Here is a 23,292-nt window from a genome sequence, read left to right on the forward strand (position 1 = left end):
GTCTCACTGCCAACGCCGTAACCCCATTATCGAGCCATACATGAGGGCAGTTGCATGTCCGAAATCGTCGTCAATCTCCCGTTCAGCCGGGAGGAATATGCCACGCGCATCGCCAAGACCCGCAAGGCCATGGAAGCGCAGGGCATCGAACTGCTGATCGTCACCGACCCGTCCAACATGGCCTGGCTGACCGGCTATGATGGCTGGTCCTTCTATGTCCACCAATGCGTGCTGTTGCCGATGGAGGGCGACCCGGTCTGGTTCGGCCGTGGCCAGGACGCCAACGGCGCGCGGCGCACCGCTTTCATGGGCGATGCCGACATCATCGGTTACCCGGATCACTATGTGCAGTCGCGGGTGCGTCACCCGATGGATTACCTGTCGCTGGAAGTCATCGTCGCCCGCGGCTGGGAGCGCCTCGGCATCGGTGTCGAGCTGGACAACTACTACTTCAGCGCCGCGGCCTACGGGTCGCTGCGCCGGCATCTGCCCTGCGTGCGCTGGTGCGATGCGACAGGGCTGGTCAACTGGCAGCGAGCGATCAAGTCGGCGAAGGAGATCGAATACATGCGCGTCGCCGCGCGCATCGTCGATCGCATGCATGAGGCGATCTACGAGCGGATCGAACCGGGCCTGCGCAAGAACGAGCTGGTCGCCGAAATCTACCGCGCCGGTATCTGCGGCGTGGAGGGTCATGGCGGCGACTACCCGGCCATCGTCCCGTTGCTGCCTACCGGTGCCGATGCCAGCGCGCCGCATCTGACCTGGGACGACACGCCTTTCAAGCGCGGTGCCGGCACCTTCTTCGAGATCGCGGGCTGCTACAAGCGTTACCACTGCCCGCTGTCGCGCACCATCTACCTCGGCAAGCCGCCGCAGCATTTCATCGATGCCGAGCAGGCGGTGCTCGAGGGCATCGCTGCGGGCCTGGAGGTGGCCAAGCCCGGCAACACCACCGGCCAGGTCGCCGCGGCGCTGTTCAACGTGCTGGAGAAGTCCGGCATCCACAAGGACAGCCGCTGCGGCTACCCCATCGGTCTGAGTTATCCGCCGGACTGGGGCGAGCGCACCATGAGCCTGCGGCGCAGCGATGAAAGCGTGCTGCAGCCGGGGATGACCTTCCACTTCATGCCGGGACTGTGGATGGAGGACTGGGGGCTGGAGATCACCGAAAGCCTGCTGATCACCGAAACCGGAGCCGAGACGTTCTGCGATGCGCCGCGCAAGCTGTTCGTCAAGGATTGAGCGCTTTGCCGCCTGGCCGCCCTGTCTGCAGGCGGACCACCGCGCAGCGTTTGTTCACCCGCCCACTGACGTCGAAGGCGGACAAGCCTTCGGCGTGTTCGCCCTCGCTGGATATCTGTCATGACCCCACTGCGCGACAACCCCATCAGCCCCACCGTGGATTTCGACCGCGACGGGGTACAGCACGGCTTTCTCAAACTGCCCTATTCGCGGGACGACTCCGCCTGGGGCGCGATCATGATTCCCCTGACTGTGGTGAAGAACGGCGCCGGCCCCACCGCATTGTTCACCGGCGGTAACCACGGCGACGAGTACGAAGGGCCCCTGGCCCTCACCAAGCTGGCGCGAGAGCTGGACGTCGAACAGGTGCGTGGACGAGTCATCATCGTCCCGTTCATGAACCTGCCGGCCGTGCACGCCGGCACCCGCACCTCGCCGATCGATCGCGGCAACCTCAACCGCAGCTTTCCGGGCCGGCCGGACGGTAGCGTGACGGAGAAGATCGCCGATTATTTCCAGCGCACTCTACTGCCGATGGCCGACCTGGTGCTGGACATCCACTCCGGCGGCAAGACCCTGGATTTCCTGCCCTTCGCGGCCTGCCACCTATTGCCCGACAAGGCCCAGCAGGCACGCTGCGAAGCGGGCATGCGCGCCTTTGCCGCGCCCTACTGCATGCAGATGCTCGAACTCGACGCGGTGGGCATGTACGACAGCGCCGCCGAACAGCAGGGCAAGGTGTTCGTCACCACCGAACTCGGTGGCGGCGGCAGCAGCACGGCAAAGAGTTTGGCCATCGCCGAACGTGGAGTACGCAACCTGCTGATCCACTTCGACATGCTCGAAGGCGAGCTGGAGCGGAGCGAGTCGGTGATCCTCGACATGCCCGACGACGGTTGCTTCCTGTGCAGCGAGAGCGACGGGCTGCTGGAGATGTGCAAGGACCTGGGCGAGACCGTGCAGACCGGCGAGCTGGTCGCGCGGGTCCACGACGCCCGCCGCACCGGCGTGGCCCCGGTGGAATACCGCGCGCGGCGCGGCGGCCTGATCAGCGCGAGGCATTTCCCCGGGCGGGTGCAGAGCGGGGATACGCTGGCGGTGATTGCGGAGGTGGTGGGGTGAGGGGAGCCTGGTCAGGTTTCCCTCATCTGTCCTGCGGCACCTTCTCCGGAGGGAGAAAGGAATCTGAAGCGCGTTTGCGGCGCGCTCTTTGAAGGGGTAAGCCCATGCACAAGATCGACCGCTATGACCTGAAGATCCTGCGCATCCTGTCCGAGGACGGGCGGATCACCAAGTCGGCGCTGGCCGAGGCCATCAACCTGTCGGTGACCCCGGCCTGGGAGCGCGTGCGCAAGCTCGAGGCCGCCGGGCTGGTGCGTGGCTATCGCGCGCTGATCGACTGGGGCGCGCTGTTCCGCACACAGCAGGTGCTGGTGGAAATCAGCCTCGCGCGGCACACCGCGCAGGACATGCGCCGCTTCGAGCAGCGCTTCGCCGAAGCCCCGGAAGTCGCCTTCTGCTATGCCACCGGCGGCGGCGTCGATTACATCGCGATGATCCGAGCCCGCGACATCGACCACTATCAGCGCTTCATCGACGCGCTGCTGCTGGAAGACCTGGGGATCGAGCGCTACTACACCTACATCGTGACCAAGACGGTGAAGACAGCCGAAGACCTTCCCCCGGCCGACGCCTACGAGTAGCTCACTCGGTGGCATCGACTGACGTAGGCGCGTCCTGCAGCTTCAGCTGCCTCGCGCGCGGTACTCGGGCATGATCGCAGCTTTGACCCACCGGAGACGCTGTCTTGGCCCTTGACCCGATTTCCCTCAAGCTCTTCATCCGGGTGGTCGAAGAGGGCCGCATCGCCGCGGCGGCGAACAGCGAGCACATTGCCGCGGCGGCGGTGAGCAAGCGCCTCGGCGAACTGGAAGCGACCCTCGGCACGCAGCTGTTGATTCGCACCAACAAGGGCGTGGTGCCCACGGCGGCCGGATTGGCTTTGCTCGGTCCTGCGCGCGCCGCGTTGCGCGGCCTGGAGCAGATCGAGTCGCAGATGGAGGACTACCGGCTCGGCGTTCGCGGCGACGTCCGGATTGCCGCCAACATCTCTTCGCTTTCGCAGTTCCTGCCCGGCGACCTCAAGGCCTTTTCGGCACGCTACCCACAGGTGAACATCCACTTGGAGGAAAGCGTCAGCACGCGGACGCTGCAGGCTGTCGCCAGCAATTCGGTCGACCTCGGCATCTTCAGCTACGGCAGCCTTCCGGTGGATCTGGAGGTGCGCCCCTATCGCCGCGATCAGCTCATGCTGATCACGCCGGCCGACCATGTTCTCGCGGGAAGGCAGAAGGTCCGCTTCCGGGACACGCTCGATTACCCGTACGTGGGCATGCGCGCCGACAGTGCCCTGTCGATCATGATGGCGGCGGCCGCAAACGAGATGGCGCGCCCCTGGCATGTACGGATGCACGTGGCCAGCTATGACGTGCTGTGCCTGATGGTCGATGCCGGGCTCGGGCTGGCGCTGCTGCCGAAACAGGTGGCCAGACACCACGCCAACCAGCTGGCGCTCGCGGTGGTCGAGATGGACGAGACCTGGACTTATCGCGAACTCAAGCTTTGCGTGCGGGATTACGCCGCGCTTCCGGTGGCCGCTCGCCTCTTGGTCGATCACCTGCAGGGCAAGCTCTGATCCAGCCTCTCGCCTGCTAGTCATCGCGAAACGCGATGGCGGGCTCGCAATCCATTGCTATGCAGCTCTGCCGGAACGCCCCTACATTGCCTCCAAACAATGATAAGGAGACGGCGATGGCAGAGGCCAAAACGCTCTTTCAGAAACTGTGGGACAGCCACCGGGTCGTCGACCTGGACGACGGCGAAGCACTCGTCTACATCGATCGCCATCTGGTCAACGAAGTGACCAGCCCCCAGGCGTTCGAAGGCCTCGGACGGCGTGGCCGAAAGCCCTGGCGAGTCGATGCGGTGCTCGCGGCCGCGGATCACAACGTACCCACGCTGATGCGCTCGCAGGGCATCTCCGACCAGCTGGCGCTGGTGCAGGTTCGCGCCCTGGCGAGCAACTGCCAGGCCCTGGGTATCACCCACTACGGCATGGATGACGCGCGCCAGGGCATCCTGCATGTCATCGCGCCTGAACTGGGCATCACCCAGCCCGGAATGACCATCGCCTGCGGCGATTCCCACACCAGTACGCATGGCGCCTTCGGTGCGCTGGCCTTCGGCATCGGGACCTCGGACATCGAACACCTGCTGGCGAGCCAGTGCCTGCGCATGCGGCCGCTCAAGACGCTGCGCATTACCGTCAGCGGCACGCTCGGCAAGGGCGTCTCGTCCAAGGATCTGGCCTTGGGCATCATCGCCCGGCTGGGTGCATCGGGCGGGGCCGGGCATGCCATCGAGTTCGCCGGCGACACCATCGAATCGCTGTCGATGGAAGCGCGCATGACCCTGTGCAACATGTCCATCGAGGCGGGCGCCAGGGTCGGTCTGGTCGGGGTCGACCAGACGACGATCGATTACTTGCAGGGACGGGTGGCGGTGCCCTCGGGCGATGCCTGGGAGCAGGCGCAGGCCTACTGGCGAGAATTCGTCAGCGACGAGGGCGCGCGCTTCGATCGCGAACTGGCCATCTCGGCGGAAAGCATCCAGCCGATCGTCACCTGGGGCACCTCTCCGGACATGTCCTGCACGATCGATGGTCGCGTGCCCCTCCCCGAGGACATCGAGCCGACGCGCAGGGACAGTTACACCCAGGCCCTGTTCTACATGGATCTCTGTCCGGGCATGGCCATCAGCGATATACGCCTGGACAAGGTCTTCATCGGCTCCTGTACCAACGCCCGCATCGAAGATCTGCGCATCGCCGCCTCGGTGGTGAAGGGACAGCGGGTGGCCTCCAGCATTCGCCAGGCGCTGGTCGTTCCCGGCTCCGGCATGGTCAAGGCGCAGGCGGAGGCCGAAGGCCTGGACCGTATCTTCGTCGACGCCGGATTCGAGTGGCGCGAGCCCGGTTGCTCCATGTGCCTGGGCATGAACGAGGATCGGCTGCTGCCCGGCGAGCGCTGCGCCTCCACTTCCAATCGCAATTTCGAAGGTCGTCAGGGGGCCGGTGGTCGATCCCATCTGGTCAGTCCGGCGATGGCCGCCGCGGCTGCCATCGCGGGGCATTTCGTAGACGTGCGCACCTGTTGAGGAGTCGGCTCATGCAACCTTTCACCACGCTAGATGGCCTGGTCGTTCCACTGGACAGGCGCGACGTCGACACCGACGCGATCATGCCCAAGCAGTTCATGAAATCGATTCGGCGCACCGGGTTCGGACAGAACCTGTTCGACAGTTGGCGCTACCTCGATGAGGGCGTGCCGGGTGCCGACTGCAGCAACCGACCGCTGAATCCGGAGTTCTCTCTCAACCAGCCTCGTTACCAGGGCGCGCAGATCCTGCTGTGTCGCGACAACTTCGGTTGCGGCTCCAGTCGCGAGCACGCCGTCTGGGGCATCGAGGAGTTCGGCTTCCGCGTGTTGCTGGGTACCAGCTTCGCCGACATTTTCTTCAATAACTGCCTGAAGAACGGCGTACTGCCCATACGGCTGGCGCCCGAGGTCATCGATTCGCTTTTCGTTCAGGTGGAGCAAACGCCGGGGCTGCGACTGCAGGTCGATCTGCCGCAGCAGCAGGTTCGTTGTGGCGAGCAGCAATGGCGCTTCGACATCGACGGCCACCGCAAGCATTGCCTGATCGAGGGGCTGGACGACATCGACCTGACGCTTGCGCGCACCGACGAAATCGAGCGGTACGAGCAGCAGCGGCAGCGACGCACGCCCTGGCTGTTCGAACCGGTCGAAGGACTGTAACGAGGTCGGATCTCGACGACATCAGGGCACCTTCCGACGCGGCGGATTCCGGCGCGTCGTAGCGCGGCTGGCCGCAAACACCCTCCGCGCGCGTTTCAGCTTCCCATTCCAATAACAAAACGGGGATATTCCTACGTGCTGACAATCATCATCATTCTGGCCATCCTGTCATCGATTGGTATCGGCTATTGGCTGAACATCAACATCGGCCTGCTGGCGATGGGCTTCGCCTACATCATCTCGGTGCTGGTGATGGGGCTGAGCAGCAAGGAGCTGCTGGGCTTCTGGCCGATCAACCTGTTCTTCATCATCTTTGCCATCACCTTCTTCTTCGGCTTCGCCATCAGCAACGGCACGCTGGACAAGATTTCCCACCGCACCGTCTACATGGCGCGGCGCATGCCGGCGATGATTCCTTTCGCCCTGTATGGCCTGGTGATGCTGATTTCCGGGGTGGGACCCGGGCACTACGCGGTATTCGTGTTCCTTTCGCCGCTGGTGATGTCGGTAGCGGCGCGTACCGGGATGAGCCGCGTGCTGGGGGCGATCATCGTCGTCTGTGGCGGCATGGCCACGACCTTCGTGCCCATCAGCATGGGCGGCCGGGTCACCCAGGGCATTCTGGAGAATGCCGGCTACGATGTGCTGACTGCGGCCAACCATACGCATGTGCTGCTGATCGACGCCTTTGTCGTCAACACGGTGATGTTCCTTGCGGCCTACGTCCTGCTCAAGGGCTACCGAACCCGCCACCTGGACAGCGAGCCGCCGGAGCCGCTGGACCCTGCGCAGCGGCGCACGCTGGCGCTGATTCTGGCGGTGATCGCCGCCATCGTGCTGCCAAGCGTGCTCGCCGCCGCGATGCCCTCGGTCGCCTTGCTGGGCACCATCGCCTCGCGGATGGATGCCACCTTCGTCTCGATCATCGGGATCGTACTGGCGCTGGTCCTGCGCGTCGGAAACGAAAAGGATGCGCTGGCCAAGGTGCCGTGGACGATCATCGTGCTGCTGTGCGGCATGGGCATGCTCATCGCGGTAGCGGTGAAGGCCGGGACCATCAGTGCGCTGTCGCAGTGGCTGGCGACGCACGTCAGCGCCGCCAATGTTCCCTACGCGACCGGCGTCTCCGCGAGCCTGATGAGCTTTTTCTCGAGCACGCTCGGTGTGGTGATGCCCACTCTCTTTCCGATGGCGCCGAGCCTGGCGGCGCAGACCGGCACCAGCGAGACGCTGCTGCTGGCAGTGATCATGCTTTGCGCCTCGATGACCGGCTTCTCGCCGTTCTCTTCCGCCGGTGCGCTGGCCCTGGCCGGCGTACAGAGCGAGGTGGAGCGAGGGCGACTGTTCTTCCAGCTGCTGCTGTTGCCGTTCATAGGCGTGTCCTGTGTCCTGCTGCTGGTGTTCTTCAGGCTGATCGGCTAACACCGATTCGGCGTCGACTGCCCCTTGGCGATCCTCGGTCGCCAAGGGGCCATTCCGCGAAGCGGTCATGCGGCGCGCATCATGCCGGTGAACACGGCGAGCTGGCTCGCGTCTGGCCATCCGACGCGACGAAAGCGCTGGCTGGTCCCCGCCGGCGGGGCTAGAATGCGCGCCGCCTCGGCCTGTCGGCGAGGCAATGGGTTCCCTCACCCCATCACCCTCAAAAAGGACATGCCATGCTGCAGATCCCTTCGTCGGTCCGCCGCGCCACCCTGGCCGGCCTGATCGCCTTCCACATCCTCATCATCATCGCCAGCAACTACCTGGTGCAGCTGCCGATGACCCTGTTCGGCTGGCACACCACCTGGGGGGCGTTCAGTTTTCCGTTCATCTTCCTGGCCACCGATCTGACCGTGCGCCTGCTCGGCAAGGGGCCTGCGCGGCGGGTAATCGCCCGAGTGATGATCCCGGCGTTGGTGGCCTCCTATGTGGTCTCGGTACTGTTTCACCAGGGCGTGTTCGGTGGCTTGGCCGCGCTCGGTGAGTTCAATCTGTTCGTGTTCCGCATCGCGGTGGCCAGCTTCCTCGCCTATGCGCTCGGCCAGATCATCGACATTCAGGTGTTCGACCGCCTGCGGCGGCTGCGCCAGTGGTGGGTCGCGCCGAGTGCTTCCACGGTATTTGGCAACCTGCTGGACACCTTCGTGTTCTTCTCCATTGCCTTCTGGCACAGCGACGATCCCTTCATGGCGGCGAACTGGGTGGAGATCGCCAGCGTCGACTACGTGATCAAGCTGATCATCAGCCTGGCGCTGTTCGTGCCGCTCTACGGCATGCTGCTGAACGTCATCGTGCGTTTGCTGCAGGGCAAGCAGACGGCCACGGCCTAACGCTGAGCGCCGACAGGGGCGCTGGGGGCTGGTCGAGCGGTCGCCGCCAGCCGCCTCGCCCGCGTCTGGCGTACGGTGTAAAACAGGCCCTTAGGCACCGAACGCGCCGACGGTCCACCATCGCGGCTGTGCCTCCAGCGTTTTGCCGTTTCACCCCCGGCAAACAGAAATTTCCGCTAGCGCATAGGCCTGCTACGGGAAAAACCCCAAGCCGCCCTTCCCTAGGATGTCTCCCATGCCACACGGCCCGGAGACGTCGTCATGCCGCTCAAACACCCCCTGCTGTTCAAATCGCTCTGCTACGTCGACGGCCAGTGGATCCACAGCCGCAGCGGCGCCAGCATCGCCGTACAGAATCCCGCCAACCAGGCCGAGATCGGCCATGTGCCAATGCTCGAGCGCGAGCAGATCGTCGCCGCGGTCGATGCCGCGCAGCGCGCCTTCGGACCCTGGCGGGCGCGTAGTCTGGACGAGCGGGCGGTCCTGCTGCGGCGTTGGGGCGAATTGATTCTCGAGCACCAGGAGGACCTGGCCTGGATCCTCAGCCAGGAGCAGGGCAAGCCGCTGGCCGAGGCGCGGGGCGAAATCCGCTACGCCGCCAGCTTCATCCCCTGGTTCGCCGAAGAGGCGCGCCGGCTCCATGGGCAAACCATTCCGAGCCACATCCCCGGCGCCGAGCTGGCCACGCTCAAGCAGCCGGTCGGCGTTTGTGCGCTGATCACGCCGTGGAACTTTCCCTCGGCGATGATCACCCGCAAGGCCGCGGCAGCGCTGGCGGCCGGTTGCTCGGTAGTGGTCAAGCCGGCACACGAGACGCCCTACTCGGCCTTCGCCCTGGCGCAGCTCGCCGAAGAGGCGGGATTGCCCGCCGGGGTGTTCAACGTGGTGCTCGGCGAGCCGCAGCTGTGCATGGAAACCCTGGTCGGTGACACCCGTGTACGGGCGGTGAGCTTCACCGGCTCGACCCGTGTTGGCAAACGGGTGCTGCAGGCGGTTGCCGAGGATGTGAAAAAGGTAGCGCTGGAGCTGGGCGGCAACGCGCCGCTGATCGTCTGCGACGATGCCGACCTGGAGCACGCCGTGCAGGTGGCGCTGGACGCCAAGTTCCAGACCAGCGGCCAGGACTGCTGCGCCGCCAACCGTATTCTGGTGCAGCGCCCCGTCTACGAAGCCTTTCTGCAGCATTTCGCCCGGGCGATCCGCGAGCTGCGTGTCGGCCCGGGCCTCGAGGAGGGCAACCGCATCGGCCCGCTGATGCACCAGGCAGCTTTCGACGCCACTGCCGAGCGGGTGGCCGACGCGCTGCAACAGGGCGCGCGCCTGCTGGTCGGCGGCGAGCCCCATGCTCTTGGCGGCTGGTTCTGGCAGCCGACACTGCTGGCCGACGTCAGCGTCGGCATGCGTATCTACCGCGAGGAAAACTTCGCGCCCATCGCCGGCGTGCGCGCCTTCGACAGCCTCGATGAAGCCGTGGCGATGGCCAACGATACCGAGTACGGCCTGGCGGCCTACGTTTGCAGCAACCGCCTGGACCGTGTGCACGCGCTGATCGCTCGTCTCGACCATGCCATGGTCGCGGTCAACGGCACGAAATTCACCGGCCACCCGGTCCCCTTCGGCGGCATGAAGGCGTCCGGCCTTGGCCGCGAGGGGGGTAGCGAAGGCTTCGAGCCCTTCGTCGAGACCAAATACGTCTGCATCCATACCCAGGGGCAACGTTACCAGGCGTAAACGCACACCCAGGACCATCCCCTTTCCACCGGGAGAGGGCCGGGTAGGGGACACGGAATTCGCGCCCCACCCATCACCGTCAACGGAGAAGCCCATGAGCCACCTCGAAACCCTGTTCGAACAGGACCGCGCGCACTTCATGCACCCGTCCACCCACGCCCATGACCATGCGAGCGGTGCGCTGCCGGGCAAGATCATCACCGGCGCCAGCGGTGTGCACATCCGCGATCACCAGGGCCGCGAATACCTCGATGCCTTCGCCGGCCTGTACTGCGTCAACGTCGGCTACGGCCGTGATGAAATCGCCGAGGCGATCTACAAGCAGGCCAAGGAGCTGGCCTACTACCACACCTACGTGGGCCACTCGAGCGAGGCGATCATCGAGCTGTCGACGCGCGTCATCGGCTGGGCGCCGCAGGGCATGAAGAAGGTCTACTATGGAATGTCCGGCTCCGATGCCAACGAGACCCAGATCAAGCTGGTGCGTTACTACAACAACGTGCTCGGACGCCCGCAAAAGAAAAAGATCATCTCCCGTCAGCGCGGCTATCACGGCTCGGGAATCATGACCGGCAGCCTGACCGGCCTGGCCAGCTTCCACCAGCACTTCGACCTGCCGGCGCCGGACATCAAGCACGCTGCCTGCCCGCACTTCTATAAGGCCCCGACCGGCATGGACGAGGCGGCGTTCGTGCGCCACTGCGTCGAGGACCTGGAGCGGCTGATCCAGGCCGAGGGGCCGGACACCGTGGCCGCCTTCATCGGCGAGCCGGTGATGGGCACCGGCGGCATCATCGTGCCGCCAGCCGGCTACTGGGAGGCGATCCAGGCAGTACTGGCCAAGTACGACATTCTCTTGATCGCCGACGAGGTGGTCTGTGCCTTCGGCCGACTGGGCGACCGCATGGGCAGCCAGCGCTACGGCATGCGCCCGGACCTGATCACCACCGCCAAGGGCCTGACCAGCGCCTACGCGCCGCTCTCTGCGGTGATCGTCGGCGAAAAGGTCTGGGATGTGATCGACTCGGCCTCGGCCCGCGACGGTGCCATGGGCCACGGCTGGACCTACTCGGGCCACCCGATCTGCGCGGCCGCGGCGCTGGCCAATCTGGATATCCTTGAGCGGGAGAACCTCACCGCCAACGCCGCCGAGGTTGGCGCCTACCTCAACGGGCAGTTGCGTCAGGCGTTCGAAGGCCATCCGCTGGTAGGCGAGGTGCGCGGTGACGGCATGCTCGCGGCGATCGAATTCATGGCCGACCGCGAGGCCCGCACGCCGTTCGACCCGGCCTTGAAGGTCGGCCCGAAGGTCTCGGCGGCCTGCCTCGAGCGTGGCATGATTGCCCGTGCCATGCCCCACGGCGACATCCTTGGTTTCGCTCCACCGCTGGTGCTGAGCAAGGCCCAGGCCGACGAGATCGTCGGCATCGCCAAGGCGGCGGTCGACGCGGTGGCCAGCGAGGTGCTCTGAGGGAACGCGCAGCGCCGCGGCGCTGCAGTGCGGCAGCGGGTCTCTGGCGTGATGCGCGCGGCTGTGCCTTTGCGCATTGCATCGCCAGGGCGGGCTCCCTAGAATGCGCGGCCTCGCGCCGGTTCCGCTAAAAGTCAGAACATCGCCGGCCGAGCAGGCCTCGCCGCCCGTCTTCATGCTCGATGACGTCCTGCACCGGGACGCTCCAGGCGCGCTCATGCCCACGCTCAAGGGCCTCGCAGCCGCGCCTTCCGCACCACCAAGCGCAACGCTTCACTCGTGTCCACGCAACCTGCTGGCCGGCCAGAGGGCTTTCCCCGTGCCTTGCGGCACCGTTGGCGGACACGCCATGCAATTCTTCCGTAGTAGGCAATTTCCTTCCATGAAAAAACTGTTAGTGGCACTGCTGGGCTTCAGCCTGATCGGCTGCTCCAAGCCAAGCGAGCCGGAAAAGACCGTCGACGTCTTGTTGATCGGCGGCGGCATCATGAGCGCAACCCTGGGCACCTACCTGCACGAGCTAGAGCCGGGCTGGAGCATCGACATCTACGAGCGACTGGACGCCGTCGCTGACGAGAGCTCCAACGCCTGGAACAACGCCGGTACCGGCCATTCCGCGTTCTGCGAGCTGAACTACACCCCTGAGACAGCCGATGGCAGCATCGACATCAGCAAGGCGGTGGCGATCAACGAGTCCTTCGAGATCTCCAAGCAGTTCTGGGCGCACCAGGTGCAGAACGAGGTACTTAAAGAGCCCAAGCGCTTCATCAACAACGTGCCGCACATGAGCTTCGTCTGGGGCGACGACAACGTCGAATTCCTGCGCAAGCGCCACGAGGCGCTGCAGCACAGCTCGCTGTTCCGCGGCATGGAGTATTCCGAGGACCCGGCGCAGATCGAGCAGTGGATCCCCCTGGTGATGGAAGGTCGTGAGGCGACGCAGAAGATCGCCGCCACGCGCATGCCGATCGGCACCGACGTCAACTTCGGCGAGATCACCCGCCAGCTGGTGGGCGCGCTGACCCGTAGCGACAACGTCAACCTGCACCTGCAGCACGAAGTGCGCGGCATCACCCGCAACGACGACGGCACCTGGACGGTGATGGTCGCCGATCTCGCCAAGGGCGAGGCCGAAACCCAGGTCAAGGCCAAGTTCGTCTTCATCGGTGCCGGTGGCGGCGCGCTCAAGCTGCTGCAGATGACCGACATCCCTGAAGCCAAGGGCTATGCCGGCTTCCCGGTCGGCGGCCAGTTCCTGGTGACCAAGAACCCGGAAATCGTCGCTCGCCATCAGGCCAAGGTCTATGGCCTGGCTTCGGTCGGTTCGCCGCCGATGTCGGTGCCGCACCTCGATACCCGCGTGATCGACGGCGACAAGGTACTGCTGTTCGGACCGTTCGCGACCTTCTCTACCAAGTTCCTGAAGAACGGCTCGCTGATGGACCTGCCGAGCTCGATGAGCACCGACAACGTCATCCCGATGATCCAGGCCGGTACCGACAACTTCGATCTGAGCAAGTACCTGATCGGCCAGTTGATGCTCGACCAGGAAGACCGTATCGCCGTGCTGCGTGACTACTTCCCCGAGGCCCGCTCCGAGGATTGGGAGCTGTGGACCGCAGGCCAGCGTGTGCAGATCATCAAGGACGATCCGGCAAAGGGCGGCATCCTGCAGTTCGGCACCGAGGTGGTGAGCTCCGCCGATGGCAGCATCGCCGCACTGCTGGGGGCTTCCCCAGGTGCTTCGACCGCCGCGCCGATCATGCTCAACCTGCTGAAGAAGAACTTCGCCGAGCGCGTCGAGTCGCCTGAGTGGCAGGCCAAGCTCAAGCGGATCATCCCCTCCTATGGTCGCCAGCTGAACAACGACCTGGCACTGACCAACGAGATCCGTGCGTACAGCAGCGAACACCTGCAGTTGCGATTCGACGAGGTCATGCCCGAGGACGGGCAGACCGCATCGCTCGCCGACGCCCGCTAACCAGGCGGAAAAAAGGAGCCCGCTTCGGCGGGTTTCTTTTTTTGGGACGAGCGAAACCCTTCAGAAGGGCTCGTTTCTGCCGACATCGTGCACAAGAAATCCGGCTGGCCGCATAAGAACAATCTCCAGCGTTTCGCACTAGAAAATGTTTGTCATTGGAGATGTTTTTATGAAGAGCTGGTTTGCAAACATCAGCGTCACCAAGAAGCTGGCGCTGGGTTTCGGCGTAGTCCTGGCGCTAACCGTGATGCTGGCCTGGAACGGCTGGAACAGCCTGGGCAGCGTGATTCAGCGCAGCCTGTGGATGACCGAGATCACCCACCTCAACACCACCTGGACCAACGTGCGCATCGCCCGGCTGCAGTTCATGGTGGACAACGCCGATCAGGTCAGCACCGACCGGCTGAAGACCAACCTGGGCATTTACATCGACCAGCAGAAGAAGCTGCTGGCCACCTTCAAGAATCCTGTGAACGTCGAGATGCTGAAGCAGCAGGCGGCCATCAACGAGGACTACCAGCGTTCGCTCCAGGTCATGTTCGATGCCTATGCGCTCGCCAACGGTGCCCGCCAGGAGGTTGCCGCACAATCGGAGAAGGCCAAGCAGGCCATCGCCGGCATCACCGCGGCCACCCTGCGCCTGCCCGCCGAGAACGACAATCGCTTCGCGCGACTCCTGGCCACCACTGAGATCAAGGAAGACCTGCTGCAGCTCGACTACCTGATGGCGGCCTACCGCGCCAGCGCCAACCCGCAGACCGAGCAGGCCCTGCTACAGTCTGTCGACGACATGGTCGCAAGCGTGCCGCAGCTGGCGAGCGCCATGTCCGGCGACGAGCGCATGCTGGTGCAGCAGATCGAAGGGGCCGTCAACGCCTATAAGGCGGCGGTAGGCAACTACACCAAGGCCAACAAAACCATTGCCCGGTCGCGCCAGGAAATGACCCTGCAGGGCTATGAAATCAACAAGATCAGCGACGCACTCTACAAGTTCCAGGTCGATCGCCTAGGAATCGAGAGCGGCGAGGCACGTAACGTCCAGCTGATCAGCGCGTTGCTGGCGGTGCTGTTCGGCGTGCTGGCAGCCTGGCTGATCACCCAGCAGATCATTCGTCCGCTGCGCGAAACCATGACCCATGTGGAGCGTATCGCCTCCGGTGACCTGACCAGCAGCGCGCAGATCACCCGCCGTGACGAGATGGGCGTGTTGCAGCAGGGCATCCAGCGCATGGGTTCGACCTTGCGTGAGCTGATCAGCGGCATCCGCGACGGTGTTAGCCAGATCAGCAGCGCCGCCGAAGAACTGTCGGCGGTGACCGAGCAGACCAGCGCCGGGGTCAACAGCCAGAAGGTCGAGACCGACCAGGTGGCGACTGCCATGCACGAGATGTCCGCCACCGTGCAGGAAGTCGCGCGCAACGCCGAGGAGGCGGCGCAGGCGGCCGTCGAAGCCGACAACGAAGCCCGCGAAGGCGACCGGGTTGTCGCCGAAGTCGTCGCCCAGATTGAGCGTCTGGCCAGCGAGGTGGGTCGCTCCACCGAAGCGATGAAGGTGCTGGAGAAGGAAAGCAACAAGATCGGCAGCGTGATGGACGTGATCAAGGCGGTCGCCGAGCAGACCAACCTGTTGGCGCTCAACGCCGCCATCGAGGCCGCTCGCGCCGGTGAGGCCGGTCGCGGTTTCGCGGTGGTCGCAGACGAGGTACGCGGGCTGGCCCAGCGCACCCAGAAGTCCACCGAGGAGATCGAGGAGCTGGTCGCCGGCCTGCAGAGCGGTACCCAGCAGGTTGCGACCGTGATGCAGAGCAGCCGCAACCTCACCGACAGCAGCGTCGAGCTGACCCGTCGCGCCGGTGGTTCGCTGTCGAACATCACCCGCACCGTGTCGAACATCCAGTCGATGAACCAGCAGATCGCCGCGGCGGCCGAGCAGCAGAGCGCGGTGGCCGAGGAAATCAGCCGCAGCATCCTCAACGTGCGCGACGTTTCCGAGCAGACCGCCGCGGCCAGCCAGGAAACCGCCTCTTCGAGCGTGGAGCTGGCGCGCCTGGGCAACCAGCTGCAGATGTTGGTCAGCCGCTTCCGCGTCTGACCGGGGCGGTCGGCGCGCGCAGGCGTGCCGGCCCTTGCGGGTCAGCGCTGCTTGTCGAGCTTGCGCAGAAACACCGTCATTTCCTTTTCGGCCTGCTTGTCGCCCTTTGCCTGGGCGGCGGCCAGGCCCTGCTCCCAGGCCGCGCGCGCGGCCTCGGCGTCGCCACGCTGCTGGTGCGCCTTGCCGAGCAGCTTCCACGCCGCCGAATAGCCCGGATCCTGCTTGACGCAGCGTTGCAGGTGCTCGCTGGCGCGGGCCGCATCGCCGGCATCCAGATAACCCTTGCCGAGGCCAAAGCGCAGCATCGGGTTGTCCATGCCCTTGGCGAGCATCTTTTCCAGCGATTCGAGCATCGGTACCCCTCCGGGCGGCGTGCTAGAAGAACGTCAGGCCGGCCTGGAACAGCCGTTCGACGTCGCGGATGTGCTTCTTGTCGACGAGGAACAGGATCACATGGTCGCCCGACTCGATCATCGTGTCGTCATGGGCGATCAGCACCTGCTCGTCGCGGATCACCGCACCGATGGTGGTGCCCGAGGGTAGGGCGATCTGTTCGACCGTTCGCCCGACCACCTTGCTCGATCGCGGGTCGCCGTGGGCGATCACCTCGATGGCTTCGGCGGCGCCGCGGCGCAGCGAGTGCGCGCTGACGATATCGCCCCGGCGCACATGGGTCAGCAGCGAGCCGATGGTGGCCTGCTGCGGGCTGATGGCGATGTCGATCTCGCCGCCCTGCACCAGATCCACGTAGGCCGGGTTGTTGATGATGCTCATCACCTTGCGTGCGCCCAGGCGCTTGGCGAGCAGCGAGGACATAATGTTGGCCTCGTCGTCGTTGGTCAGGGCGAGGAACACGTCGGCCTCGTTGATGTTCTCTTCCACCAGCAGGTCGCGGTCCGAGGCGCTGCCCTGCAGCACGATGGCGCTGTCGAGGGTCTCGGACAGATAGCGACAGCGCGCGGGGTTCATCTCGATGATCTTGACCTGGTAGCGGCTCTCGATGGCTTCGGCCAGGCGCTCGCCGATGTGGCCGCCGCCGGCGATGACGATGCGCTTGTAGCTGTCGTCGAGGCGGCGCATTTCGCTCATCACCGCGCGGATGTGGGCACGCGCGGCGATGAAGAAGACTTCATCATCCGCTTCGATGACGGTATCGCCCTGGGGCAGGATGGCGCGGTTGCGACGGAAGATCGCCGCCACCCGGGTGTCGACGTTGGGCATGTGCTGGCGCAACTGGCGCAACTGCTGGCCCACCAGCGGGCCGCCGTAGTAGGCGCGTACCGCGACCAGCTGCGCCTTGCCTTCGGCGAAGTCGATCACCTGCAGCGAACCGGGATGCTCGATCAGCCGCCGGATATAGTTGGTGACCAGCTGTTCGGGGCTGATCAGCACGTCGACCGGTATCGCCTCGTTGCTGAACAGGCCGCCGCGGATCAGGTAGGCGGACTCGCGCACCCGGGCGATCTTGGTCGGCGTGTGGAACATGCTGTAGGCCACCTGACAGGCGACCATGTTGGTTTCGTCGCTATTGGTCACCGCCACCAGCATGTCGGCGTCATCCGCACCGGCCTGGCGCAGCACGGTGGGAAAGGAGCCGCGGCCGTGGATGGTGCGAATATCCAGGCGGCTGCCGAGGTCGCGCAGGCGATCGCCATCGGTGTCGACCACGGTGATGTCGTTGGCCTCGCTGGCCAGGTGTTCGGCCAGCGTTCCGCCGACCTGCCCGGCGCCGAGAATGATGATCTTCACTGAAGGTTCTCTGTGCTGCGCGGGCCCGCCGCGATCTTGATCAGTTTGGCATAGTAGAAGCCGTCATGGCCGTCGGGCTGTGGCAGTAACTGGCGGCCATGGGTCTGCTTGAGGCCGAAGTCGCCGGCAATGTCCAGCTCGCGCGCGCCGGGAGTGCGGGCGAGAAACGCCGCGATCACCTCGCGGTTCTCGGTCGGCATCACCGAACAGGTCGCATAGAGCAACACGCCGCCGACCGCCAGGGTCGGCCAGAGCGCATCGAGCAGCTCGCCCTGCAGCGCCGCCAACGGTGCGATGTCTTCGGGCTGGCGGGTCAGCTTGATGTCCGGATGGCGACGAATCACGCCGGTGGCCGAGCAGGGCGCGTCGAGCAGGATGCGCTGGAACGGCTGGCCGTCCCACCAGCGCGCGGTGTCGCGGGCATCGGCGGCCACCAGCTCGGCGGAGAGGCCGAGGCGGGCGAGGTTCTCCTCGACGCGCGCCAGGCGCTTGGGTTCGAGTTCCAGGGCAACCAGCCCGGCAAGACCCGCCTCGCGTTCGAGCAGGTGGCAAGTCTTGCCGCCGGGGGCGCAGCAGGCATCGAGCACGCGCTGGCCGGGTGCCAGGTCGAGCAGGGCGGCGCTGAGCTGCGCGGCTTCGTCCTGCACACTGACCCGTCCCTCGGCGAAACCCGGCAGCTGGTGCACGTCGCAGGCCTGGGCCAGGCGGATGCCATCTTCGCTGTAGCGGCAGGCCGCCGCCTCGATACCCTGTGCGGTGAGTTCGGCCAGGTAGGCGTCGCGCGAGCCGTGGCGACGGTTGACCCGCAGGGTGAATGGCGGATGGGCGTTGTTGGCCGCGCACACCTGTTCCCACTGCTCGGGCCAGTGCGCTTTCAACGCTTTTTGCAGCCAGCGCGGATGCGCCACGCGAATCACTGGGTCGTGCTCGAGTTCGACGAACAGGGCTTCGCCGTCGCGTTGCGCCCGGCGCAGCACGGCGTTGAGCAGGCCTTTGGCCCAGGGCTTTCTCAGCTTATCGACGCAGCCGACTGTTTCGCCGATGGCCGCATGGGCCGGGACGCGGGTGTAGAACAGCTGGTAGAGGCCGACCAGCAACAGCGCCTCGGCGTCGCGATCGGCCGCCTTGAACGGCTTCTGCAGCAGGCGCTCGGCGAGCCCGGCCAGGCGCGGCTGCCAGCGTGCGGTGCCGAGCGCCAGCTCCTGGGTCAGGCCGCGGTCGCGGGCGTCTACCTTGGCTAGCGCATCGGGCAGGGCGCTGTTGAGCGAGGCCTTGCCGGCAAGCACCGAGGCCAGGGCGCGGGCGGCGGCCAGGCGAGGATTCATCGGCAGGCCCTCATTGGCCCAGCACCGCGCCGAGTGCGAACTGCTCGCGGCGGCTGTTGTAGAGATCGCCGAACGCCAGCGGCTTGCCGCCGGGCAGCTGCAGGCGGGTCAGCAGCAAGGCGCCTTCGCCGCAGGCGACCAAGAGACCGTCGCGGCTCGCTTCGAGCAGGGTGCCCGGTGCGCCCATGCCTTGGCCGAGTCGCGCGGCATGGATCTTCAGGCTCTCGCCCTTGAGGTTGCTGTGGCAGAGCGGCCAGGGGTTGAAGGCGCGAATCTGCCGCTCCAGCTCGGCGGCCGGGCGGCTCCAGTCGAGCAGCGCCTCCTCCTTGCTCAGCTTGCGCGCGTAGGTCGACAGGCTGTCGTCCTGCGGCTCGCCGATCAGGGTGCCAGCGGCCAGCGCATGTACGGCCTCGACCACCGCCTGGGCGCCGAGCGTGGCTAGCCGGTCGTGCAGGCTGCCGCCGGTGTCCTCGGCGGTGATCGGCGTATTGACCTTCAACAGCATCGGCCCGGTGTCGAGGCCTGCTTCCATCTGCATCACGGTGACGCCGCTTTGCGCGTCGCCCGCTTCGATCGCCCGCTGGATCGGTGCCGCACCGCGCCAGCGCGGCAGCAGCGAGGCGTGGCTGTTGATGCAGCCCAGGCGCGGCGTGTCGAGCACCACCTGCGGCAGGATCAGCCCGTAGGCGACCACCACCATGAGGTCAGCCTGTAGCGATGCTAGCTCGGCCTGGGCGGCCGGGTCGCGCAAGGTCGCCGGCTGGCGAACCTCGATGCTGTGGTTCACCGCGAGCTGCTTGACCGGGCTTGGCATCAGCTTCTGGCCGCGGCCGGCAGGTCGGTCCGGCTGGGTGTAGACGGCCACCACCTGCTGGCCGGCATCGAGCAGGGCCTGCAGGTGCTGAGCGGCGAATTCGGGGGTGCCGGCGAAAACGATGCGCATGGGTATCTCGCTACGAAAAAAGGCTTGCCGCGGCAAGCCTTTCTGGGACGGAAGAGGCGGATCAGGCCTGCTGGCGATGGAGCTTTTCCAGCTTTTTCTTGATCCGGTCGCGCTTGAGCGTGGACAGGTAATCGACGAAGAGCTTGCCGTTGAGGTGATCGCATTCGTGCTGGATGCACACCGCCAGCAAACCTTCGGCGATCAGCTCGTAGGGCTGGCCGTCGCGGTCCAGCGCCTTGACCTTGACCTTCTGCGGGCGGTCCACGTTCTCGTAGAAGCCGGGCACCGACAGGCAACCTTCCTGATACTGGTCCATCTCCTCGGTCAGCGGCTCGATCTGCGGGTTGATGAAAACCCGCGGCTCGGTCTTGTCCTCGGACAAGTCCATCACCACCACCTGTTTGTGCACGTTGACCTGCGTCGCCGCCAAGCCGATGCCCGGTGCGTCGTACATGGTCTCGAACATGTCGTCGACCAGCTGGCGAATGTTCTCGTCCACTTCGGCGACCGGTTTGGCGATGGTGCGCAGCCGTGGATCAGGAAATTCGAGGATGTTCAGAATCGCCATATGCGTTTGTGATGCACTTATGGAATAAAGTCAAAATCCGCTGCTAAGATGCCCAGCAGCTTGGAAACGGCTTCACGCCGCGTCCTACAAGGGTTTCGCGGCGCTAGGGCGCTTTACGTGAAGACACATAATAAAGGGATTCACCACATGAGGAAATCACTACTCGCCCTGTTGCTAGTGGCCGTCGGCGGGTTGGCCCAGGCTGCGGTGCAGCTGAAGGACGGGCATCCGGAGCGGTATACCGTAGTGAAGGGGGATACGCTCTGGGATATTTCCGGCCGGTTCCTGCGCGAGCCCTGGAAATGGCCTGAGCTCTGGCATGCCAACCCGCAAATCGAAAACCCGCACCTGATCTACCCCGGCGATACGCTGAGTCTGGTCTACATCGACGGTCAGCCGCGTCTGACGCTCGATCGCGGCGCATCGCGGGGCACCATCAAGCTGTCGCCGCGCGTTCGCAGCACGCCGATGGCCGAGGCGATCCCGACCATTCCGCTGGAAGCGATCAACAGCTTCCTGCTGAAGAATCGGATCATCGACAGCCCCGCCGAGTTCCAGGGCGCGCCCTATATTGTCGCGGGTAACGCCGAGCGCGTGATCAGCGGTTCCGGCGACCGTATCTACGGCCGCGGTCAGTTCCAGGAAGGCCTGCCGGCTTATGGCATCTTCCGTCAGGGCAAGACCTATACGGATCCGGAAACCAAGGAATTCCTCGGCATCAATGCCGATGACGTCGGCGGTGCGGAAATCGTCGATGTCGAAGGCGATATCGCCACCCTGTATCTGCTGCGCACCAACCAGGAAGTCCGCCTGGGCGACCGCCTGTTCCCCACCGAAGAGCGTGCGGTCAATTCGACCTTCATGCCCAAGGCGCCGGAAGCCGAGATCAACGGCCTGATCCTCGACGTTCCTCGTGGCGTGACCCAGATTGGTCAGTTCGACGTGGTCACCCTCAACAAGGGCGCTCGTGACGGCCTGGAGGAAGGCCACGTGCTGGCTGTCTACAAGACCGGCGAAACCGTTCGCGACCGGGTCACCGGCGAGTACGTGAAGATTCCGGACGAGCGTGCCGGTCTGCTGATGGTGTTCCGCGCCTACGACAAGCTCAGCTACGGGCTGGTCCTCCAGGCGACCCGGTCACTGTCGGTGATGGACAAGGTTCGCAACCCCTGAGTCAACCAGAGCCCCGCCGATGCGGGGCTTTTGCTTTATGCTGCACTCGCCGCACGGACGCGGTGTTTCGAACAAGGATGTCCCATGCCTGCCATTTCCCCTGCCGAGCTCGAAGCCCGGCTGCGCCTTCATCTGATCCCCGAGCTGGGTCCCCAGCGCCTGCGCAAGCTGATCAGTGCCTTCCCCGATGCGTCTTCTGCGATGAGCGTGCCCGCCAGTGCCTGGCGCGCGCTGGGTTTGCCGAGCGTCTGCGCCGAGGCACGGCGCAGCCCACAGGTGCGTGAGCGGGCGGCCGAAGCCCTGGGCTGGCTGGAGGCGAGCCATCATCGCCTGCTGATGTGGGACGATCCGGATTACCCGGCGCTACTGGCCGAGCTGTCCGATGCGCCGCCACTGCTGTTCGTCGAGGGCGATTCCGCACTGCTCGAGTTGCCGCAACTGGCCATGGTCGGTAGCCGTCGGGCCTCCCTTGGCGGTCTCGACAACGCTCGGGCGTTCGCTCGCAGCCTCGCCGGCGCCGGTTTCGTGATCACCAGTGGGCTGGCGCTGGGCATCGATGGCGCGGCCCATCAGGGCGCACTCGATGCCGGCGGGCGGACGGTCGCGGTGCTCGGTACCGGTCTGTGCAGGCTCTATCCGCACCGCCACAAAACGCTCGCCGCGGATATCGTCGCCGGTGGCGGTGCACTGGTCTCGGAATTGCCGCTGGATTGCGCGCCGCATGCGAGCAACTTTCCCCGACGCAATCGGATCATCAGCGGTTTGTCCCTGGGCGTACTGGTGGTGGAGGCGAGTCCGTCGAGCGGGTCGCTGATCACCGCTCGTTTGGCGGCAGAGCAGGGCCGCGAGGTGTATGCGATCCCCGGGTCGATCCATCATCCCGGCGCGCGTGGTTGCCACCAGTTGATCCGGCAGGGCGCGGCGCTGGTCGAGTGTGTCGAAGACGTGTTGCAGGCGTTGCGCGGCTGGCAGCAAGTGACGGCGGAGAACATTCCGGTTTCGTCCGAGTCCGCACCGGTTCATCCCTTCATCACCGAGCTGCGCGCCGCACCGCTCAGCAGCGAAGCGCTTGCGCTGGCGTTGGATCAGCCGCTGGGCCAGGTCCTTGGCGAGCTGACAGAACTGGAAGTGCAGGGCCTCATCGCCTGCGAGAACGGCCGCTGGACGGTGCTCGGACAGTCCGGCCACTACTGATCGCCCCAGGCCTTGGTTACACTGCCGGCAGCCTTGGGTTAAGGGGAACGGAGATGATCAATAGCTGGCGAGTGAAACAGGCGGCGCGGGTAGTATGGGCCGGCGGGGTGATCGCCTATCCGACCGAGGCGGTCTGGGGGCTGGGGTGCGACCCCTGGGACAGCGATGCGGTGCACCGGCTGCTGGCGCTCAAGGAGCGGCCAGTAGACAAGGGATTGATCCTCATCGCCGACAATCACCACCAGTTCGACTTTCTCCTCGACGACCTGCCGGACGCATGGCTGGACAAGCTCTCCAGTACCTGGCCGGGCCCCAACACCTGGCTGGTGCCGCACCAGAACCGGCTGCCGCAGTGGATCACCGGGCAGCACGACACCGTTGCCCTGCGGGTCACCGATCACCCACTGATCGGTGAACTCTGTGCGCTGACCGGCCCGCTGGTTTCCACCTCGGCCAATCCGGCCGGGCGCCCGGCGGCGCGCAGTCGCCTTCGTGTCGAGCAGTACTTTCCGCGTGAACTCGACGCCGTGCTCAACGGCCCGCTTGGCGGACGCCGCCATCCGAGCACGATCCGCGACCTGCGCAGCGGTGAGGTGATCCGCCCGTCCTGAGCCGGCGGGCGGGCTTGGCG

20 protein-coding genes are annotated in these 23,292 nt (G+C 65.4%); 15 read left to right on the forward strand and 5 right to left on the reverse strand.

All coding sequences use genetic code 11. From position 1 onward, the window contains the following. Nucleotides 1-54: 54 nt before the first annotated feature. The 12 genes from doeA to G7026_RS20160 all read left to right on the forward strand — a co-directional run bounded on the left by doeA (nt 55) and on the right by G7026_RS20160 (nt 15,709). Nucleotides 55-1,245, forward strand: coding sequence for an ectoine hydrolase DoeA (gene doeA, locus G7026_RS20105; RefSeq protein ID WP_181072793.1), 1,191 nt, complete (start codon nt 55-57; stop codon nt 1,243-1,245). Nucleotides 1,246-1,365: 120 nt separating this feature from the next. Next, complete coding sequence (gene doeB, locus G7026_RS20110) at nt 1,366-2,367, forward strand: N(2)-acetyl-L-2,4-diaminobutanoate deacetylase DoeB (RefSeq protein ID WP_181072795.1); 1,002 nt, start codon at nt 1,366-1,368, stop codon at nt 2,365-2,367. 104 nt (nt 2,368-2,471) lie between these two features. Continuing rightward, the gene (locus G7026_RS20115; protein WP_181072796.1) at nt 2,472-2,948 is read left to right on the forward strand and encodes an Lrp/AsnC family transcriptional regulator; all 477 of its coding nucleotides are present in this window, start codon (nt 2,472-2,474) and stop codon (nt 2,946-2,948) included. Between the two features lie 104 nt (nt 2,949-3,052). Next, complete coding sequence (locus tag G7026_RS20120) at nt 3,053-3,940, forward strand: LysR substrate-binding domain-containing protein (protein ID WP_181072798.1); 888 nt, start codon at nt 3,053-3,055, stop codon at nt 3,938-3,940. 116 nt (nt 3,941-4,056) lie between these two features. Then, on the forward strand, nt 4,057-5,460 hold the full coding sequence (leuC, locus tag G7026_RS20125; protein WP_181072800.1) for a 3-isopropylmalate dehydratase large subunit: 1,404 nt from the start codon (nt 4,057-4,059) through the stop codon (nt 5,458-5,460). Between the two features lie 11 nt (nt 5,461-5,471). After that, nucleotides 5,472-6,122: a 3-isopropylmalate dehydratase small subunit gene (leuD, locus tag G7026_RS20130; RefSeq protein ID WP_181072801.1), complete on the forward strand. Its 651-nt coding sequence runs from the start codon at nt 5,472-5,474 to the stop codon at nt 6,120-6,122. 135 nt (nt 6,123-6,257) lie between these two features. Continuing rightward, the gene (locus tag G7026_RS20135; protein WP_181072802.1) at nt 6,258-7,544 is read left to right on the forward strand and encodes an SLC13 family permease; all 1,287 of its coding nucleotides are present in this window, start codon (nt 6,258-6,260) and stop codon (nt 7,542-7,544) included. A 236-nt stretch (nt 7,545-7,780) separates the two neighbouring features. Then, nucleotides 7,781-8,434, forward strand: coding sequence for a 7-cyano-7-deazaguanine/7-aminomethyl-7-deazaguanine transporter (locus G7026_RS20140; protein ID WP_181072803.1), 654 nt, complete (start codon nt 7,781-7,783; stop codon nt 8,432-8,434). Between the two features lie 261 nt (nt 8,435-8,695). Further along, nucleotides 8,696-10,165 carry an NAD-dependent succinate-semialdehyde dehydrogenase gene (locus G7026_RS20145; RefSeq protein WP_181072804.1) on the forward strand — a complete coding sequence of 490 codons (1,470 nt, stop codon included), beginning with the start codon at nt 8,696-8,698 and terminating at the stop codon, nt 10,163-10,165. 94 nt (nt 10,166-10,259) lie between these two features. Next, nucleotides 10,260-11,636: an aspartate aminotransferase family protein gene (locus G7026_RS20150; protein ID WP_181072805.1), complete on the forward strand. Its 1,377-nt coding sequence runs from the start codon at nt 10,260-10,262 to the stop codon at nt 11,634-11,636. A gap of 382 nt (nt 11,637-12,018) precedes the next feature. Next, nucleotides 12,019-13,617: a malate:quinone oxidoreductase gene (locus G7026_RS20155; protein WP_181072806.1), complete on the forward strand. Its 1,599-nt coding sequence runs from the start codon at nt 12,019-12,021 to the stop codon at nt 13,615-13,617. Nucleotides 13,618-13,786: 169 nt separating this feature from the next. Continuing rightward, nucleotides 13,787-15,709 carry a methyl-accepting chemotaxis protein gene (locus G7026_RS20160; protein WP_181072807.1) on the forward strand — a complete coding sequence of 641 codons (1,923 nt, stop codon included), beginning with the start codon at nt 13,787-13,789 and terminating at the stop codon, nt 15,707-15,709. Between the two features lie 41 nt (nt 15,710-15,750). Here G7026_RS20160 and G7026_RS20165 read toward each other — a convergent pair whose 3' ends face one another. The 5 genes from G7026_RS20165 to def all read right to left on the reverse strand — a co-directional run bounded on the left by G7026_RS20165 (nt 15,751) and on the right by def (nt 20,294). Then, nucleotides 15,751-16,062, reverse strand: coding sequence for a tetratricopeptide repeat protein (locus tag G7026_RS20165; protein ID WP_181072808.1), 312 nt, complete (start codon nt 16,060-16,062; stop codon nt 15,751-15,753). Between the two features lie 22 nt (nt 16,063-16,084). Next, entirely contained in the window at nt 16,085-17,458 is a 1,374-nt protein-coding gene (gene trkA, locus G7026_RS20170; RefSeq protein WP_181072810.1) for a Trk system potassium transporter TrkA, read from the reverse strand. Next, nucleotides 17,455-18,783, reverse strand: a complete 1,329-nt coding sequence (gene rsmB, locus G7026_RS20175; protein ID WP_181072812.1) for a 16S rRNA (cytosine(967)-C(5))-methyltransferase RsmB — start codon at nt 18,781-18,783, stop codon at nt 17,455-17,457. The genes trkA and rsmB overlap by 4 nt, the downstream gene beginning before the upstream one ends. Nucleotides 18,784-18,793: 10 nt before the next feature. Beyond that, nucleotides 18,794-19,726 (reverse strand): methionyl-tRNA formyltransferase, encoded by a 933-nt coding sequence (gene fmt, locus G7026_RS20180; RefSeq protein ID WP_181072814.1) that lies wholly within the window; start codon nt 19,724-19,726, stop codon nt 18,794-18,796. Between the two features lie 61 nt (nt 19,727-19,787). Beyond that, nucleotides 19,788-20,294, reverse strand: coding sequence for a peptide deformylase (gene def, locus G7026_RS20185; protein WP_181072816.1), 507 nt, complete (start codon nt 20,292-20,294; stop codon nt 19,788-19,790). Between the two features lie 147 nt (nt 20,295-20,441). Between def and G7026_RS20190 the strand changes: the two genes are divergently transcribed. From G7026_RS20190 to G7026_RS20200, 3 genes are all read left to right on the forward strand, one after another. Next, a complete protein-coding gene (locus G7026_RS20190) occupies nt 20,442-21,467 on the forward strand; it encodes a LysM peptidoglycan-binding domain-containing protein (protein ID WP_181072818.1) in 1,026 nt (341 codons plus the stop codon). An 84-nt stretch (nt 21,468-21,551) separates the two neighbouring features. Then, nucleotides 21,552-22,661 (forward strand): DNA-processing protein DprA, encoded by a 1,110-nt coding sequence (gene dprA / locus G7026_RS20195; protein WP_181072819.1) that lies wholly within the window; start codon nt 21,552-21,554, stop codon nt 22,659-22,661. 53 nt (nt 22,662-22,714) lie between these two features. Beyond that, nucleotides 22,715-23,272 carry an L-threonylcarbamoyladenylate synthase gene (locus G7026_RS20200; RefSeq protein WP_181072821.1) on the forward strand — a complete coding sequence of 186 codons (558 nt, stop codon included), beginning with the start codon at nt 22,715-22,717 and terminating at the stop codon, nt 23,270-23,272. Nucleotides 23,273-23,292 lie beyond the last annotated feature (20 nt).

The organism is Stutzerimonas azotifigens (assembly GCF_013522725.1).
Taxonomy (GTDB): domain Bacteria; phylum Pseudomonadota; class Gammaproteobacteria; order Pseudomonadales; family Pseudomonadaceae; genus Stutzerimonas; species Stutzerimonas azotifigens_A.